Genomic DNA, 13,837 nt, shown 5'->3' with positions numbered 1-13,837 from the left:
GCGGGTGAGCCGGCGGCGTGGCCGCTTGCCCGGGGGCGGGGAACGCGGTGGCATGCCCCGCACAGCTCACCCCGCACCCTTCGGAGGCACCGTTGACCGTTCCCCGCCGAGCGTCGGCCGCGGCCGCCGCGCTCCTGGCGCTCGCCGCCACCGCCGGCCCGGCCACCGCCGCCCCCGCCGGGCCGCCGCCCCGCCATTCGCATCTGTTCCTCAGCGTCTCCGGCTCGGACGACACCTGGGTGCGCGGGGTCAGCCTCTACTGCGACCCGCCCAGTGGCTTCCACCCGCACGCCCAGCTCGCCTGCAAGGCGCTGGAGGGCGCCCACGGCAAGCTCGACGCCCTCGCCCCGGACCGCCACATGTGCCCCATGGTCTACGCCCCGGTGATCGCCACCGCCACCGGCACCTGGCACGGCCGCCCGGTCTCCTGGGAGCGGACGTTCTCCAACTCCTGCGTCCTGGACGCCCGCACCGGCTCCGTCTTCCGCTTCTGACCTCCCGCGCCGGACCGCGCCCGGATCACCCCCGGCGCCGGTCCCGCACCGCCCAGGTGCCCACACTCAGCAGCGCCAGCACCACCCAGCAGAACCACAGCCACCCGACGCCCGCGTCCAGCACCGTGCTGTACGCCGTGATCAGCACCAGCACGACCACGGTGCACACCGCCATCACCCGCACCGAACCCGTCATCCCCGCCCACCTCCCGAGAACCATCGTCGCCCCGCGGCGGCCGGAACCGCTACGGGGCGACGGGAGAAGGGGGCGGGGCCGGCCGGACGGTCAGCGCCCCCGGCCCTGGAGCGAGGCCAGGTAGGCGTTGTAGGCCACCAGCTCCTGGTCGCCGTCCCGGTCCGCGGCCCGGTCCTTGCGCCGGGAATGGCGCTGCTCGGAGACGTACCACTGGAAGACCAGGGCGATCAGCACCAGCACCGACGGGATCTCGCTGAACGCCCACGCGATGCCGCCCGCCGCGTGCTGGTCGGCGAGCGGGTCCACCCCGAGCGAGGCCGGCGGGTGCTGGAAGGTGGTCACCATGGTCTGCGACGCCATCATCAGCGCGATGCCGAAGAAGGCATGGAACGGCATCCCCATGAACAGCTCCAGGATCCGCATCACGTACCCCGGGCGGTGCGGACCGGGGTCCACGCCCATGATCGGCCAGAAGAAGACCAGGCCCACGGCGAGGAAGTGCACCATCATCGCGATGTGACCGGCCCGGCTGCCCATCAGGAAGTCGAACAGCGGGGTGAAGTAGAGCGCGTACAGGCTGGCGATGAACAGCGGGATGGTGAACGCCGGATGCGTGATCACCCGCAGGTAGTGGCTGTGCAGCAGGCGTACCAGCAGCTCACGCGGGCCGGTGCGCCCCCGTCCGGCGGTGGGCAGCGCCCGCAGCATCAGCGTCACCGGGCCGCCGAGCAGCAGCAGGATCGGCGAGAGCATGCTGATCACCATGTGCTGGACCATGTGCACGCTGAAGAGCACCATGCCGTAGTCGTTGAGCTTGGTGCACATCACCAGGCCCACGGTGAGCACGCCCACCGTCCAGGCGACGGTCCGCCCGGCCGGCCACCGGTCGCCGCGGCGGCGCAGCCGCGTCACCGCCCAGCCGTACAGGGCCAGCGCCAGGACGCAGCCGACCAGGAAGAAGGGGTCCGCGCTCCACTCCAGACCCCGCCCCAGGGTGAACGGCGGCAAGTCCATGTGGCTCATGTCCATGCCGTGGCCCATGTCCATGCCCGTCATGCCGCCCGTACCGTGCCCGCCGTGATCCATCCGCAACTCTCCTGATCGCACCCTGCGCGAGGCGCCCGATTGCGACCGTTTGCGGCCGGTGCGCCCGCTCCAGCGTAGAGCCGCCCCGCCCGGCGGTGCGGGCGGGGCGGGCAGGTCACGCCGCGGCGCGGATCACAGCACGCATTCGGCCTCGATGTACCGCTCCACCGGGACCGTCTTGAGGTGCTCCACCGCCTCGGCCAGCGGCACCAGGGTGATGTCGGTGCCGCGCAGCGCGGTCATCATGCCGAAGTCGCCGTTGTGCGCCGCCTCCACCGCGTGCCAGCCGAACCGGGTGGCCAGCACCCTGTCGTACGCGGTCGGGGTGCCGCCACGCTGCACATGGCCGAGGATCACCGGCCGGGCCTCCTTGCCCAGGCGGTCCTCCAGCTCCACCGAGAGCTGCCGGGCCACCCCGGCGAACCGCTCGTGGCCGTAGACGTCGGTACGGCCGCTCTCGAACTCCATCGTGCCCTCACGCGGCTTGGCGCCCTCGGAGACCACCACGATGGCGAACTTCTTGCCCGCCTCGAACCGCTTGCGGACCACCTCGGTCAGCTCGGTGATGTCGAACGGCCGCTCCGGGACCACGATGGCGTGGGCGCCCGCCGCCATCCCGGCGTGCAGCGCGATCCACCCGGTGTGGCGCCCCATCACCTCGACGATGAGCACCCGCTGGTGGGACTCGGCGGTGGTCTTCAGCCGGTCCAGCGCCTCGGTGGCCACCATCACCGCGGTGTCGAAGCCGAAGGTGACATCGGTGGAGGCGATGTCGTTGTCGATGGTCTTGGGCACCCCGACGATCGGCAGCCCCGCGTCGGACAGCAGCCGGGCCGCCTTGAGCGTGCCCTCGCCGCCGATCGGGATGATGGCGTCCAGGCCCAGCTCGTCGACGTGCCCCCGGGCCCGCTCCACGCCGTCCCGCAGGTGGGCCGGCTGCACCCGGGAGGAGCCCAGGATGGTGCCGCCGCGGGCCAGGATGCCGCTGACGGCGTCCAGGTCCAGCTTGCGGTAGTCGCACTCCAGCAGGCCCTTCCAGCCGTCGTGGAAGCCGATCACCTCGTCACCGTGGTCGGCCACGGCGCGGTGCACCACCGACCGGATGACGGCGTTCAGTCCGGGGCAGTCGCCGCCGCTGGTCAGCACACCAATACGCATTGCTCTCGCTACTCCTGCACAACCAAGTCGACCGGTCGACCGGACCCCGTCGTCCGGATGGACCCCATCACCCTATCGGGACGGGGGGAAAGACGGTCCGTCCTGCCGATGCCGGCGGCGTGACGGATCAGGGAAGAGCACGCTGCCCCGACGGCCTCACGCGGGCTCGGAGGCGGCGGCGATCCGCTCGGCGCGCAGCGCGTCGTACCACTGCTCGTCCACCGGCGGCAGGGCGTGCACGTCGAGCGCCAGCTTCAGCAGCATGTCGGCGATCTGCGGGTTGCGCGCCATCACCGGGCCGTGCGCGTAGGTGCCGAAGACGGTGTCGCACCAGGCGCCCTCGGTGCCGTCCCCGGTGCCGTTGCCGTTGCCGTACCGCAGGTGGGCGAAGGGCTGGGCGCCGGGGCCGATCACCGTATTGCCCTGGTGGTTCTCGAAGCCGCTCAGCGGCGGCAGGCCCAGCCGCGGGTCGATGTCGCCCAGGATGTCCCCGACGTGCCGCGCGCCCTCGTTGCGGATGCTGCGCACGTCCAGGATGCCCAGGCCCGGCTCGGGGCGGCCGAGGTCGTTGACGAACTCGGTGCCCAGGATCTGGTAGCCGGCGCAGACCGAGAAGACGATGGCGCCGTTGGCCACCGCCCGGTTGAGGCCGCCGTCCCGGCGCAGCCGTTCCGCGGCGAGCCGCTGCGGACGGTCCTCGCCGCCGCCCAGCAGGTAGATGTCGCCGGAGGTGGGGATGGGCTGGTCGGAGCGTACGTCGATGCGGGTCACCGGCACCCCGCGCTGCCGTGCGCGGCGCTCCACGACCAGGGCGTTGCCCTGGTCGCCGTAGGTGCTCAACAGGTCGGGGTAGACCCACACCAGGCGCAGGCTGGTGTCGCTCATGCTCGGTCGTCCTTCCGGGAAGGTCGGCCGCCGCTGCGGCGGCGGGGGCGGTCGGCTCGCGGGTTCAGTTGCCGATCCGGCGGCGGAGGTCCTGGAACGCGGTGTAGTTGGCGATCACCTCGATCTTGCCGGCGGGCGCCGAGTTCACCGCCTCGTCCACGTCCTCGCACACCCGGAAGTCGAGTCCGGCGACCTCCAGCCGCACCGCCAGGTCCAGCTTGCGGTCGCCGATCACGCAGATCGGGTGGCCGGCCAGCCGGGTGTAGTCCACGTCCCACAGCCAGGAGGTGTCGGTGCCGTCGGCGCCGCGGGCGTTGACCGACAGCAGCACCGGGGTGGGCGGACCGTCGATCAGCGAGAACGTCTCCAGCCAGCCGGCCGGGTTCTTCGCCAGCAGCAGCCGCAGGTCCCGGCCGAGGTACTGCACCACGTCGTAGCGGCCGGCCACCGCCTGCACCGCGTACATCCGCTCCAGCGCGGTCTGCGGGTGGACGCCGAAGATCGCGGCGACGGCGGCCGAGGTGGCCGCGTTGGCCTTGTTGGCCCGCCCCGGCAGCTGGAGCTGGATCGGCCAGGCCACCCCGTCCGGGGCGAGCACGTAGTCGCCCTTGAGCGCCCAGGTGGTCGGCGGCCGGCGGAAACCGCAGTCGCCGCAGCCCCAGTCGTCGCCGGGGCGCTGGAGCACGCCGCCGCAGGCCGGGCAGGACCAGGCGTCGTCCTTCCACTCCTGGCCGGCGGCGACCCAGACCACGGTGGGGCAGGACGAGGCGGCCCAGGCCACCAGCGGGTCGTCGGCGTTGGCCACCACCACCGCGTCGGTGCCGGAGAGCCCCTCGCGCCACTTCTCGGCGAGCATCCGGGTCTCGGCGGCGCGGTCGAGCTGGTCGCGGGAGAGGTTGAGCAGCGCGATGGCCTTGGGGTGGACGTCGCGGGCCACCCCGGCCAGGTACTTCTCGTCGACCTCGATGACGCCGTAGCGGGCGTCGGAGCCGCCGGCCAGGGCGGAGGTGATGCCGGCCGGCATGTTGGCGCCGAGCGCGTTGGAGACCACCGGGCCCGCCGCCCGCAGCGCCTCGGCGATCAGCCGCGTGGTGGTCGTCTTGCCGTTGGTCGCCGACACCAGCACCACGTCCAGATGGCCGGCGAGCCGGGCCAGCAGGTCGGGGTCGAGCTTGAGCGCGACCCGGCCGCCGATCACCGATCCGCTGCCGCGGCCCGCGGCCCGTGACACCGCCGCCGCGGCCTTGCCCGCGGTGACGGCCAGCTTCGCCCGCGCCGACAGCGGCTCCGAGTTGCCTGCCATCGTCCTTTGATCCTCCTCGCGTCCGGCACCGGGCCCGTTCCAGGCACCGCCGTCCCAGGGGGGCGACGGGGCGCGCCCGGCCGGGTACGGAGCCGCCCGGATAGGGGCACGCGCCGTGCCGGTCCGCCGGGCGGAGGGGCTTCGGTCACGGATCAGCCTATCGAGTCCCGGCCCCGGCCCCGCACCGCGTGGCCGCCGCCGGGGTGTGCGGGGGCGGTGCGCGCCCTCGCCCGGCGGGCCGCGGCCGGTCGCCGGGACCGTACTCTTGGCGCCATGTCAGCCCGTTCCATCCCCGGCAGTTCCGGCACCGTACGGCCCGTGCGGCTGTGGGGCGATCCGGTCCTGCGCGAGCCCGCGGCGGAGGTCACCGTATTCGATGCCGGGCTGGCCCGGCTGGTGGAGGACATGTTCGCCACCATGTACGCGGCGGACGGGGTCGGGCTGGCCGCGCCGCAGATCGGGACGGCGCTGCGGGTGTTCGTCTACGACTGCCCGGACGACGAGGAACTCCGGCACCTCGGACACGTGGTCAACCCCCGGCTGGTGGAGGCCGGCGGGGTCACCGTCACCGGCTCCGAGGGCTGCCTGTCGCTGCCCGGCATCGACGCGGCCACCCCGCGCTTCGACGAGACCGTGGTCGAGGGCGTGGACGTCCACGGCCACCCGGTGCGGGTGGCCGGCACCGGCTTCTTCGCCCGCTGCCTCCAGCACGAGTGCGTCCACCTCGACGGCGGCCTGTTCACCGACCGCCTGACCGGCCTGCGCAAGCGGCGCGCCCTGCGTGCCGCGCGCAGGGCGCCCTGGTCCCAGGTGCGCTGAGACCGGGGCCGGCCGGGGAGCGGGCGGTCAGAGCCCCGGGCCGCCCGGCAGGTCGCCGGCCGCGGCGAGCCGGCCCCACAGCAGGTCGGCCAGGTGGCGCACCAACTGCTCGCGGGGGCAAGGGCGTTCGCCGAGCCACCAGTCGCCGGCCGCGTGCATCATGCCGACGATGCCGTGGCCCCAGACCCGGGCGAGTTCGGCGCTGTTGGGGCCGAGGTCGAGGCGTTCGGCGATGATCCCGGCGAGTTCCTCGCCGAGCCGGCGCAGCAGCGGGGCGGAGTGGCGGCCGACGTCGAAGCCCTTCTCGGCGTCGGCGGTCTCCTCCTCGGTGGGGTGCATCAGGAAGCGGTAGACCTGCGGACGGGACTCGATCGCCGACAGGTAGGCGTCCAGCGTCGCCTCCACCCGGTCGCGGCGGGCGCCGGGGGAGTCCAGCGCGGCCCGCAGCTGGGTGAGGAGCCCGTCGGTGTGGCGCTTGGCGAGCGCCCGGTACAGGCCGCTCTTGTCGCCGAAGTGCCGGTACAGGATCGGCTTGGTGATCCCCGCCTCGGCGGCGATCGCGTTCATCGACGCCTCCGGCCCGTCGCGCAGCACCACCCGGTCCGCGGCCTCCAGCAGTTCCCTGCGGCGGCGTTCCGCCGCCTGCTGCTGGTCACGTCGTTGGCTGGTGTGCACCCGAGCCTCCCCGCCCGTTCGATTTCTTGCGCTCTGCGCAACGTAACACCCGTACCAGCCGGTCCCGCGCACTCGGGGATGAGTTGACAGGGCTTACCGGCCGGTAACACACTTCATGTTACCGCTAGTAACAAGCAGGTGGAGGGGAACGATGAGCGACTTCACGCTCGAACTCAACGATGACCAGAAGGGCGTACGGGACTGGATCCACGGTTTCGCCGCCGACGTCATGCGCCCGGCCGCCGCCGAATGGGACGAGCGTGAGGAGACCCCCTGGCCGGTCATCCAGGAGGCCGCCAAGATCGGACTGTACTCGCTGGACTTCTACGCCCAGCAGTTCTTCGACCCCACCGGCCTCGGCATCCCGATGACCATGGAGGAGCTGTTCTGGGGCGACGCGGGGATCGGCCTGTCCATCGTGGGCACCGGCCTGGCCGCGGTCGGCGTGCTGGCCAACGGCACCGAGGAGCAGGTGGGCACCTGGATCCCGCAGATGTACGGCGACGCCACCGATGTGAAGGTGGCCGCCTTCTGCTCCTCCGAACCGGACGCCGGCTCCGACGTCTCGGCGATGCGCACCCGTGCCGTCTACGACGAGGCCAAGGACGAATGGGTGCTCAACGGCACCAAGACCTGGGCCACCAACGGCGGCATCGCCAACGTCCACGTCGTGGTCTCCGTCGTCGACCCCGAACTGGGGTCCAAGGGCCACGCCTCCTTCATCGTCCCGCCCAACACCCCGGGGCTCAGCCAGGGCCAGAAGTTCAAGAAGCACGGCATCCGCGCCTCCCACACCGCCGAAGTGGTCCTGGAGGACGTCCGCGTCCCCGGCTCGTGCCTGTTGGGCGGCAAGGACAAGCTGGACGAGCGGCTGGCCCGCGCCCGCGAGCGGGCCAAGGCGGGCGGAGGGGGTACCTCCCACGCGGAGCAGTGGGGGCGGGTGAAGAACGCCGCCATGGCCACCTTCGAGGCGTCCCGCCCCGCGGTCGGCGCCCAGGCGGTCGGCATCGCCCGCGCCGCCTACGAGGTCGCCCTCGACTACGCCAAGACCCGCGTCCAGTTCGGCCGCCCGATCATCGACAACCAGGGCGTCGCCTTCCAACTGGCCGACATGCGCACCCAGATCGACGCCGCCCGCCTGCTGGTCTGGCGGGCCTCCTGGATGGCCACCACCGGCAAGCCCTTCACCGCCGCCGAGGGCTCGATGTCCAAGCTCTACGCCGGCGAGGTCGCCAAGAAGGTCACCGCCCAGGCCATGCAGATCCTCGGCGGCAACGGCTTCACCCGCGAGTACCCGGTGGAACGCATGCACCGGGATGCTGCTATTTATACGATCTTCGAGGGCACCAGCGAGATCCAGCGCCTGGTCATCGCCCGGGCGCTCTCCGGCATGCCGATCCGCTGACCGACGAGACCGCCTCGCGGCGCGGGCCCTCCCGGGCGCTCCGGGAGGGCCTGTCGCGTTCGGGTTGCCAGATGACCCCAACCCCCCACCCCCACCCAGCCGTTACCCTCCCCTCACGCTCGATCACGCGGAGGACCAGTGACCGTTCCGGCTGACCGTCGACCGGGGAAGATACGTCGCCACTTCGAGGCCCATCCGGAGCAGGCGAAGGACCTCGCGCTGTTCGTGGGGGTGACGGTGGTGGGGGCGTGGATCGCCTCGTTCGACCCGCTCGGCGTGGTGATCTGGATGATCGTGGCGGCCGTGGTGGTGGGGGTGGTCAGGAACCGGCGGCGGCAGGCGGCGTTCGCGCGGGAGCGGCAGCGGATACGGGAGCTGCGGGCCCGGGAGATCGCGACGTATCTGACGATGACGCCACGGGAGTTCGAGGAGGCCGTGGCCCATCTGTGCCGGCGGGACGGGTGCCGGGACGTGCGGGTGGTCGGCGGGGCGGGGGACCTGGGGGCCGATGTCGTCGCGACGACTCCGCAGGGGCACCGCCTGGTGATCCAGTGCAAGCGGTACTCGCCGACGAACAAGGTCGGCTCGCCGGACCTGCAGCGCTTCGGCGGTACGTGCTGGACGGTGCACCACGCCGAGATCGCCGCGGTGGTGACCACGTCCTCGTTCACCCGGCAGGCCGCGCAGTACGCCGTGAGCCAGCGGATCCACTGCTACGACCGGGAATGGCTGGCCGGCTGGGCCTCGGGGAGCGGGCCCGCGCCGTGGATGGTCCGCTGAGCGGACGGATTGGTTGTATGGGGCAGCCGTTTGCTATCCTTGAGGTGTCGGGCGCCGCTTCCCCCGTGCGGCGTCCGGCTTGACGTGTACCGCCCCCTCCCCGTGCCGGGAGGGGGCGGTCGTCGTCGGGCCCCCGGGCGGGGACGGTGGCGGGAAACGGCGTTTTCGCCACCCGCCATGTCGGCCCGGGCCCGCTTTCTGGTTCAATACAGCCATGGCCAGCTTGATTGACACCGCGACAGGTCGCAGTGACCTCGAGCCGTTCTGGCCGTCCCGGCAAGCACACCACTTCGACCGTGAGTGTTGCCGCGCGATCCCCGCGCGGTCGCGCGCCCACGGCTGATCCGGCCCCGGCGTCCCGTCACGGGACGAGGGCCCGCCACGGCGCCCGGCACCGCGCAGACGTCCACCGACGCCCCTTCGCGCGAAAGAGCCGAGACCCATGTCGAACACCCAGTCCCTGCCCACCCCGGTCCCGCCCCGACAGCGGCTGCGCGCCGTCCGTCCGGACGAGGTCGTACCGGTACCGGACTTCCTGCCTCCCGGGGCGACCTGGATGCCCGCCCCCGGCCACAGCCTGCCCGTGCTCCCCGGGCAGCCGCCGATGGTCGGCTACCTCGTCCTCGTCCCCGCCGACCAGGTGGCGCCCGCCGCGGAGCAGCCCGCCCCCGCGCCGCCCGGTGACCCCATCCGGATCGACGGCGAGCGGCGCACCGTCACCGTCGACGGCCGCCCGCTCGACCTGACCTACCTGGAGTTCGAGCTGCTGGCCCACCTGGTGGCCCACCCGCACCGGGTCCACACCCGCGACCAACTGGTCACCACCGTCTGGGGGTACGGCCACGTGGGCGACGGACGCACCGTGGACGTGCACGTCGCCCGGCTGCGCCGCAAGCTCGGCCCGCGCCACCGCTCCGGCATCGTGACCGTGCGCCGGGTCGGCTACAAGTACGTACCCGGCACGGCGGGCTGACGGCGCGACGGTCGTTCCCGCTCCCGGCGCACCCGTTCGCGCGGTGCGCCGGGCATCGAACCGGCGGCACCGGGCAGGCGTATCCATGGCCCTACCATCCAGGTCCCCCGCCGGGCCGGCGTTACCACGGCGGCGGCCGAGGCGTTTACGGACCGCGGGGAACCGCCGGGGCCACGCCGGGCGTCCGGTATTCCACCTGGAAGCGCACCGCCGGACCACCGGCGTCCGCAGCCGCACCGGAGCGACCGTGAGGGAACGCCAGCCATGAACACCGCACCGCACCAGCAATGTCCCGTTCCGGGAGAGCACACCGCCCGTACGGCCGACGAGGCCGCGCCGGGCGCCGCCCGGACACCCCGCCTGCCGCGCCAGCGCACCGACGTCCGCCGCCGGCTGATGGCCCTGCGCCGCTGGTGATCACGGGGCGCCGCCCGCACCCCGTAGCCTGATCGTCGCGCGTCGACCCGACGTGGCAAGCGAGACGTGGAAGGCGAGGCACACCATGCCAGATGTCAGCCCGCTGGATGCCGGGGCGGCCGGGCTCTTCGGACCGCACAACCTGCCCTACGGGGTGTTCGCCACCGCGGACGACCCCGGGCGCGGCCGGATCGGCGTCCGCATCGGCGACCAGGTGCTCGACGCCGGGGCGGCGGCACGTGCCGTCGGCTCGCCCGACGCCGGACTGCTCGGCCACCCGACGCTGGGCCCGCTGCTGGCGGCCGGGCGTCCGGCGTGGCGGCGGGTCCGCGCCGCGGTCGCCGACTGGCTCACCGGGGCGGCCCACCGCGACGCGGTCGCCCCGCATCTGCACCCGCTGTCCGAGGTGACCTTGCGGCTGCCCATCGAGGTCGCCGACTACGTCGACTTCTACGCCAGCGAACACCACGCCACCAACGCCGGCCGCCTGTTCCGGCCGGACGGCGAGGCGCTGCCGCCCAACTGGAAGCACCTGCCCATCGGTTACCACGGCCGGGCCGGGACCGTCGTGGTCTCCGGCACCGATGTGACGCGTCCGAGCGGTCAGCGCAAGCTTCCTGACGATGCGTCACCTGTCTTCGCCTCCTCCGCCCGGCTCGACTTCGAGGCCGAGGTCGGGTTCGTCGTCGGGGCGCCCTCGGTGTGGGGGGAGCCGGTGGCGCAGGGTGCCTTCGCCGACCATGTCTTCGGCGTCTGCCTGGTCAACGACTGGTCGGCGCGGGACATCCAGGCGTGGGAGTACCAGCCGCTCGGCCCCTTCCTCGGCAAGTCCTTCGCCACCTCCGTCTCGCCGTGGGTGGTGCCGCTGGACGCCCTCGACGCCGCACGGGTCGCCCCGCCGGCGCGCGACACCCCGCTGCTGCCGTACCTCGACGACGCCGACGAGCAGCCGTGGGGGCTCGACCTGCGGCTGGAGATCCGGATCAACGGACACGTGGTCTCCCGGCCGCCGTTCGCCACGATGTACTGGACCGGCGCCCAGATGCTCGCCCACATGACGGTGGGCGGCGCGAGCCTGCGCACCGGCGACCTGTACGCCTCCGGCACGGTCAGCGGCCCCCGCCCGGACGAACTGGGCTGCCTGCTGGAGCTGACCCGCGGCGGCCGGACACCGCTGCGCCTGCCGGACGGCACCGAACGCGGCTTCCTCGCCGACGGCGACGAGGTCTCCATCACCGCCTGGGCCCCCGGCCGGGACGGCACCCGCGTCGGCTTCGGCGAGGTCACCGGACGCGTGTTGCCGGCCAGGTGAGCCGTGATCCCGCGCGGCGTCCGCGCACCTGCGGGCGCCGCGCGGGCCGCACGGGTCAGACCTGGTAGCGGTGCGGGGCGAACGCGTCGAGGTTGTCGGCGACCCAGCGCGAGGTGCGGCGCAGCCCCTCGGTGAGCGTGACCCGGGGGCGCCAGCCGGTCAGCTCGCGGGCCTTGGCGTTGTCCGACAGCAGCCGTTCCACCTCGCTGCCGGCCGGGCGCAGCCGCTGCGGGGCCACCGTGATCTCGGCGTCCCGCCCGGAGACCGCGATCAGCTCGGCGGCCAGGTCGCCGATGGAGATCTCGCTGCCGGTACCGAGGTTGACCACCTCGCCGACGGCCCGTTCGGCGACCGCCGCGGCGAGGAAGCCCTCGGCGGTGTCGGTGACGTAGGTGAAGTCACGGGTGGGGGTGAGCGAGCCGAGCCTGATCCGCCGCGCCCCGGAGTGGAGCTGGGCCAGGATCGCCGGGATCACCGCCCGCGCCGACTGCCGCGGGCCGTAGGTGTTGAACGGACGCACCACCGTCACCGGCAGCTCGAAGGCGTGCGCGTAGGAGAGCGCCATCATGTCGGCGCCGATCTTGGAGGCCGAGTACGGCGACTGCGGCTGGAGCGGATGGTCCTCGCCGATCGGCGCGGTGAGCGCGGTGCCGTACACCTCGCTGGTCGAGGTGTGCACCAGCCGGGCGCCGTGGCGCAGGCAGGCCGCCGCCACGTGCTGGGTGCCGGCCACGTTGGTCTGCACGTACGCCTCCGGGGACCGGTAGCTGTACGGGATGCCGATCAGCGCGGCGAGGTGGAGGACGGTGTCGCAGCCGGCCACCGCGTCCAGCACCAGGCCGGCGTCGCGCACGTCCCCGGCGACCGTCTCGATCGCACCGGAGGCGAGGTGGCCGGCCAGGTGGCCGCGTTCCGCGTACGGCTTGTAGTGCACCAACGCCCGTACCTTGGCGCCGCGTTGGACCAGCAGGTCGATCAGGGCGCTGCCGATGAAGCCCTCGGCGCCGGTGACGAGTACGGTGCGGCCGGCCCAGTCGGCGGGGTGGACGGTGTCGGTCATGCGGTGCTCCTCGGGTGGTTGTGGGGGGTGGCGGTGGGGTGGCCGGCGGCCCGCAGCACCTTGGCGGCGAGCAGGTCGGCGGCGCGGGCGTGGTCACCGGGGCCGGCCGCCCGCCCCATCGCGGCCAGCCGCCGCGGATCGGCCAGCAGCGGCTCGACCAGCGCGGCCAGCCGGTGCGCGACGCACTCGCCGTCCGGCAGCAGCAGCCCGGCACCGGCGTCGGTGAGCACCCGGGCGTTGTGCGTCTGGTGGTCGTGCGGCGCGTGCGGATACGGCACCAGCACCGCCGGCAGGCCGACGGTGGCCAGCTCCGCCACGGTCGCCGAGCCGGCCCGGCAGACCACCAGGTCGGCGGCGGCGTAGGCGTGGTCCATCCGGTCCAGATAGGCGACCGCCCGGGCCCCGGGGTGGCCGGCGAGCCGGGCCGCGGTCACCGGCAGCGCCGCCGGACCGGTCTTGACCAGCAGCCGCACGTCCGGCCGGTCCCGCCAGCGCGCGGCGAGCCCCACGGCGGCCTCGGTCAGCCGCGCCGCCCCCAGGCTGCCGCCGTTGACCAGCACCAGCCGGGCGCCGTCCGGCACCCCGAGGCGGGCCCGTGCCTCGGCGCGCAGCGCGGCCCGCGCCGCACCGGTGACGTTCGCCGTCACCTGCTCGGTCAGCGGCATGCCGACCGTCTCCGGGCGGATCCCGGGCGGCAGGTGGTCGCGGGTGCGGTCGAAGGCGAGCGCCACGTGCGGGGTGAGCCGGGCGGCGAACCGGTTGGCCCGGCCCGGCACCGCGTTGGACTCGTGGACCACGCACGGCAGCCCGGCCATCCAGGCCCCCAGCACCACCGGGGCACTGGGGTAGCCGCCCATCCCGACCGCCGCCGAGGCGCCCTGCTCGCGCAGGATCCGCACGCAGGCCCGGGCCGACCGCAGCAGCGCCGCGGGCAGCGCGTACCGGCGCAGCCCCAGCGACGCGTCGAACGGGATCATGTCGACTGTGTGCAGCCGGTAACCGGCCTGTGGTATCAGCCGGGTCTCCAGGCCGCGTTCGGTGCCCACGAAGGAGACCTCCGCGTCCGGCTCGGCCCGGCGCAGCGCCTCGGCGAGCGCGAGGCCGGGATAGATGTGTCCGCCGGTGCCGCCCGCGCCGATGACCACCGACAGCCTGCGACGGCCGCCGGCCCCGGGCGGGCCGTTGTGTTGTGTCCGCATGACCGGTCACCTTGGTGAACCGTTCTAAGAAGGTCATAACAGCGCGCTCCGCCCGGTCTGCCATGCTGGGCGTCA

General features: G+C 73.6%; 15 protein-coding genes. 7 read left to right on the top strand and 8 right to left on the bottom strand.

Annotated features, from left to right (window positions below):
* Window positions 1-92 precede the first annotated feature (92 nt).
* Window positions 93-494, top strand: a complete 402-nt coding sequence (locus tag SCATT_RS01530) for an SSI family serine proteinase inhibitor (RefSeq protein WP_014141107.1) — start codon at window positions 93-95, stop codon at window positions 492-494.
* A 25-nt stretch (window positions 495-519) separates the two neighbouring features.
* Here the strand turns inward: SCATT_RS01530 and SCATT_RS38860 are convergent, their stop codons facing one another.
* The 5 genes from SCATT_RS38860 to SCATT_RS01505 all read right to left on the bottom strand — a co-directional run bounded on the left by SCATT_RS38860 (window position 520) and on the right by SCATT_RS01505 (window position 5,122).
* Window positions 520-690, bottom strand: coding sequence for a hypothetical protein (locus tag SCATT_RS38860; protein WP_014141106.1), 171 nt, complete (start codon window positions 688-690; stop codon window positions 520-522).
* A gap of 90 nt (window positions 691-780) precedes the next feature.
* The gene (locus SCATT_RS01520; protein ID WP_014141105.1) at window positions 781-1,776 is read right to left on the bottom strand and encodes a cytochrome c oxidase assembly protein; all 996 of its coding nucleotides are present in this window, start codon (window positions 1,774-1,776) and stop codon (window positions 781-783) included.
* Between the two features lie 132 nt (window positions 1,777-1,908).
* Complete coding sequence (locus SCATT_RS01515; protein WP_014141104.1) at window positions 1,909-2,934, bottom strand: 6-phosphofructokinase; 1,026 nt, start codon at window positions 2,932-2,934, stop codon at window positions 1,909-1,911.
* Window positions 2,935-3,090: 156 nt separating this feature from the next.
* Window positions 3,091-3,819: a type 1 glutamine amidotransferase gene (locus SCATT_RS01510; protein ID WP_014141103.1), complete on the bottom strand. Its 729-nt coding sequence runs from the start codon at window positions 3,817-3,819 to the stop codon at window positions 3,091-3,093.
* Between the two features lie 64 nt (window positions 3,820-3,883).
* A complete protein-coding gene (locus tag SCATT_RS01505; protein WP_014141102.1) occupies window positions 3,884-5,122 on the bottom strand; it encodes a MurT ligase domain-containing protein in 1,239 nt (412 codons plus the stop codon).
* A gap of 273 nt (window positions 5,123-5,395) precedes the next feature.
* Between SCATT_RS01505 and def the strand changes: the two genes are divergently transcribed.
* Window positions 5,396-5,941: a peptide deformylase gene (gene def, locus SCATT_RS01500; protein ID WP_041824326.1), complete on the top strand. Its 546-nt coding sequence runs from the start codon at window positions 5,396-5,398 to the stop codon at window positions 5,939-5,941.
* Between the two features lie 27 nt (window positions 5,942-5,968).
* Here the strand turns inward: def and SCATT_RS01495 are convergent, their stop codons facing one another.
* Window positions 5,969-6,616: a TetR family transcriptional regulator gene (locus SCATT_RS01495; RefSeq protein ID WP_014141100.1), complete on the bottom strand. Its 648-nt coding sequence runs from the start codon at window positions 6,614-6,616 to the stop codon at window positions 5,969-5,971.
* A 151-nt stretch (window positions 6,617-6,767) separates the two neighbouring features.
* Here SCATT_RS01495 and SCATT_RS01490 point away from each other — a divergent pair, with 151 nt between their 5' ends.
* The 5 genes from SCATT_RS01490 to fahA all read left to right on the top strand — a co-directional run bounded on the left by SCATT_RS01490 (window position 6,768) and on the right by fahA (window position 11,503).
* Window positions 6,768-8,021 (top strand): acyl-CoA dehydrogenase family protein, encoded by a 1,254-nt coding sequence (locus tag SCATT_RS01490; RefSeq protein WP_014141099.1) that lies wholly within the window; start codon window positions 6,768-6,770, stop codon window positions 8,019-8,021.
* Window positions 8,022-8,159: 138 nt separating this feature from the next.
* Window positions 8,160-8,801, top strand: coding sequence for a restriction endonuclease (locus SCATT_RS01485; protein ID WP_014141098.1), 642 nt, complete (start codon window positions 8,160-8,162; stop codon window positions 8,799-8,801).
* A gap of 442 nt (window positions 8,802-9,243) precedes the next feature.
* The gene (locus SCATT_RS01480; protein WP_014141097.1) at window positions 9,244-9,774 is read left to right on the top strand and encodes a winged helix-turn-helix domain-containing protein; all 531 of its coding nucleotides are present in this window, start codon (window positions 9,244-9,246) and stop codon (window positions 9,772-9,774) included.
* 264 nt (window positions 9,775-10,038) lie between these two features.
* Window positions 10,039-10,191, top strand: coding sequence for a hypothetical protein (locus SCATT_RS38420; protein WP_014627290.1), 153 nt, complete (start codon window positions 10,039-10,041; stop codon window positions 10,189-10,191).
* A gap of 85 nt (window positions 10,192-10,276) precedes the next feature.
* Window positions 10,277-11,503, top strand: a complete 1,227-nt coding sequence (fahA, locus tag SCATT_RS01475; RefSeq protein WP_014141096.1) for a fumarylacetoacetase — start codon at window positions 10,277-10,279, stop codon at window positions 11,501-11,503.
* 55 nt (window positions 11,504-11,558) lie between these two features.
* Here the strand turns inward: fahA and SCATT_RS01470 are convergent, their stop codons facing one another.
* Together SCATT_RS01470 and SCATT_RS01465 are read right to left on the bottom strand one after the other, a co-directional pair.
* Complete coding sequence (locus SCATT_RS01470) at window positions 11,559-12,563, bottom strand: SDR family NAD(P)-dependent oxidoreductase (RefSeq protein ID WP_014141095.1); 1,005 nt, start codon at window positions 12,561-12,563, stop codon at window positions 11,559-11,561.
* Entirely contained in the window at window positions 12,560-13,762 is a 1,203-nt protein-coding gene (locus tag SCATT_RS01465) for a UDP-N-acetylglucosamine--N-acetylmuramyl-(pentapeptide) pyrophosphoryl-undecaprenol N-acetylglucosamine transferase (RefSeq protein WP_014141094.1), read from the bottom strand. Before SCATT_RS01465 ends, SCATT_RS01470 begins: the two co-directional genes overlap by 4 nt.
* Window positions 13,763-13,837: the final 75 nt, after the last annotated feature.

This window comes from Streptantibioticus cattleyicolor NRRL 8057 = DSM 46488, from assembly GCF_000240165.1.
GTDB lineage: Bacteria > Actinomycetota > Actinomycetes > Streptomycetales > Streptomycetaceae > Streptantibioticus > Streptantibioticus cattleyicolor.
This window is presented reverse-complemented; position numbering and strand designations above follow the sequence as displayed.

Bases quoted from the DNA above. Each gene is read 5' to 3' on its own strand.
- SCATT_RS01490 (WP_014141099.1), top strand. From the start codon at position 6,768: ATGAGCGACTTCACGCTCGAACTCAACGATGACCAGAAGGGCGTACGG.
- SCATT_RS01465 (WP_014141094.1), bottom strand. From the start codon at position 13,762: ATGCGGACACAACACAACGGCCCGCCCGGGGCCGGCGGCCGTCGCAGG.
- SCATT_RS01510 (WP_014141103.1), bottom strand. From the start codon at position 3,819: ATGAGCGACACCAGCCTGCGCCTGGTGTGGGTCTACCCCGACCTGTTG.
- SCATT_RS01480 (WP_014141097.1), top strand. From the start codon at position 9,244: ATGTCGAACACCCAGTCCCTGCCCACCCCGGTCCCGCCCCGACAGCGG.
- def (WP_041824326.1), top strand. From the start codon at position 5,396: ATGTCAGCCCGTTCCATCCCCGGCAGTTCCGGCACCGTACGGCCCGTG.
- fahA (WP_014141096.1), top strand. From the start codon at position 10,277: ATGCCAGATGTCAGCCCGCTGGATGCCGGGGCGGCCGGGCTCTTCGGA.
- SCATT_RS38860 (WP_014141106.1), bottom strand. From the start codon at position 690: ATGACGGGTTCGGTGCGGGTGATGGCGGTGTGCACCGTGGTCGTGCTG.
- SCATT_RS01515 (WP_014141104.1), bottom strand. From the start codon at position 2,934: ATGCGTATTGGTGTGCTGACCAGCGGCGGCGACTGCCCCGGACTGAAC.
- SCATT_RS01505 (WP_014141102.1), bottom strand. From the start codon at position 5,122: ATGGCAGGCAACTCGGAGCCGCTGTCGGCGCGGGCGAAGCTGGCCGTC.
- SCATT_RS38420 (WP_014627290.1), top strand. From the start codon at position 10,039: ATGAACACCGCACCGCACCAGCAATGTCCCGTTCCGGGAGAGCACACC.
- SCATT_RS01520 (WP_014141105.1), bottom strand. From the start codon at position 1,776: ATGGATCACGGCGGGCACGGTACGGGCGGCATGACGGGCATGGACATG.
- SCATT_RS01470 (WP_014141095.1), bottom strand. From the start codon at position 12,563: ATGACCGACACCGTCCACCCCGCCGACTGGGCCGGCCGCACCGTACTC.